Source organism: Thermogutta sp. (genome assembly GCF_014359955.1).
GTDB lineage: Bacteria > Planctomycetota > Planctomycetia > Pirellulales > Thermoguttaceae > Thermogutta.
This window is the reverse complement of the sequence record NZ_JACIYL010000790.1, coordinates 1-2,011: the sequence shown is the minus strand read 5'-3', so window position 1 is coordinate 2,011 and position 2,011 is coordinate 1. Positions and strand designations below refer to the sequence as shown.

General features: G+C 54.9%; 2 protein-coding genes. Both read right to left on the bottom strand.

Features of this window, described 5'->3' with window-relative positions:
- Positions 1 to 894, bottom strand: an 894-nt coding sequence (locus H5U08_RS16990) for a glycosyltransferase (RefSeq protein WP_297035799.1), incomplete at its 3' end; no start/stop codon positions are given.
- 520 nt (positions 895 to 1,414) lie between these two features.
- Positions 1,415 to 1,867, bottom strand: a complete 453-nt coding sequence (locus tag H5U08_RS16985; protein ID WP_095415005.1) for a DUF2703 domain-containing protein — start codon at positions 1,865 to 1,867, stop codon at positions 1,415 to 1,417.
- Positions 1,868 to 2,011 lie beyond the last annotated feature (144 nt).

Below are 2,011 nucleotides of genomic sequence, written 5' to 3'. Positions count from 1 at the left end.
GACGAAAACCACGCGCAATGTCTTGGCCCAGTCTGGATGATCGTTGAGAACCTGCTTGAGGGCATCCAGAAAATACCCGGGCCAGCGGAGATTGTTGCATGTCCGCAGAGGCTGATACTGGAATCCCAAGAATTGAAAGAAAGGTTGAATTCCCGGGTGGCGGTCTGGTCTGGTGAAAACCCCGGAATAGAGGATCGTAAACTGGTCGGGTGGAAAAATCGGGGGAATCGTTTCGGCGGACACAAAGGCCGCTTCATCGTAGCCGTTGGTCAAAACGGCCAGCTTGTCGCTGGAAACGTTGAGGAGGGTTCGGAACATTTTGGCGGAGGTTGGCGTGTTTGCCAGAATGAGCGCCGCTTTGCGAAGAAGTCTCGCTTCACAGCGGCGTTCCAAAAGATAGTCGACCCAGTGCCGATAATACGTGTTGTGAAAGGCGCTCCAGGGATCGCGAAAATCCAGAATAAGTGGGATGTTCAAAGCGTCATGGAGCAACTCACCCAGCAGGTAAGCAACCGGGGGAGGTCCTGATGCCAGCACTGCATCGGGCCGAAATTCCGATGCCGCAGCAAGAAGGGAAGGCGTCAGGCGACGGAGAATCTCTCGCCGCTCGATGTGCCGGACAAGCCACCACCCCACCGGGAATGCTCGTAAGATCGCTTTCGCAGAAAATGAGTTCCAGCGTTTTCCGGGAGAATACCACGGGACGCTAAACACCCTGTGGGAGGCTGGATGGAAGTCACACCCGGGGTATGGCTCGGGTGTGGGTGAACTCGCTGTGAAGACGGCCGGTTGAATTCCAAACTCGGGCAGGTACTTGAAGAAACCCTCAATGCGAAAACTGCCGCTTGTCCGCCGTGGCGGAAAAGATTCGGCGATGATGAGGAGACGTTTCATTCCGTGCACCGGTTCTCTGACTGGATCAGCTCGAGCAACCCCTCTTTCATTGCAGCATCAAATTGACTTTCAAGTCTGGTGATTGACGCAGCAAAGGGTCTCACACTCTAATCGACATTGTCGCGTCCTCGACATGAGGGGTTAAAGAAAACTTCGACTCATCCCGGTGGATAAATTTGCAAGTTTCTCTCTCTTTACCCAATGTTTTGGCACCACGGAAGGTGCGTTTTTCGCCACGGATAACCCGATACTTTGAGGCGCAGGCGACAAGCTGATCTTTTTTGTGGGTTCACTAGATTGCTGATCCTTGCCAGTATGCGTGTATTTTTCAATTTGTGGATTTTGACAGACTGAACTCCGTAGGGTGGCGAAGCGATTAAGCCGCAGTCACGAAGGGGTAAGTCGTCCGGTGACATGCCCCGGCGTGGCGTGTTCGTTCCGGCGAGAGCACATTCGGACTGCTTGTCGAATTCTCGAGACGTTGCGACCGCTGTGGTGGAATAAGTGGTGCTGGTTCTCCTTAGCCGCAGCAGTGGGAACTACCAGGGGGCTCGGCTCTACAGCAGCACGACTGCGTCTTCTGGGGCGCGACTATTTCGGCCGCAGCCAGCAGGCCCGCTTTGATAATCAGTTCGCTAGGGATCGACTCGTAGGTAGTCCCTTCGACGGTGAGCGTTCGGCACTCGGCGTCGCCGCACACGGAGCAACACGGGCTTTTTCCCACAGTGGCCCCAAGCCAATCTTCAAGGGGTCTCCCCTGAATGAACACACGATTGGACTGGAGAGGATCACGGCTAAACTCGGCGGGAGTGAGCGTCTTTTTCTCCGCAACCACGCATATTCCCAACGTTTTTAGAGTTTGATTCAGTAGGCGGACCGCCTCGTCAACAGCCTGTTCTGTAGCACCGCAGCGGCTACAGGTATTCCCTTGATCGTCCACAACACGCTGCCAGGTGATCGTCAGTGTCGGCATAGGGAACCCCCCGTCACAGATACGTGTTCCGGCGTAACCGAATCACCGGTAGCCGGCAAACCAATGGCGTGTCCGATTGCAGAAGCTGCATACGGAAAGCATAACGGGTACTTCAATGAGAACCCCAACCACTGTAGCGAGTGC

Coding starts and splice junctions, on each gene's coding strand:
- H5U08_RS16985 (WP_095415005.1), bottom strand. CDS start 1,867: ATGCCGACACTGACGATCACCTGGCAGCGTGTTGTGGACGATCAAGGG.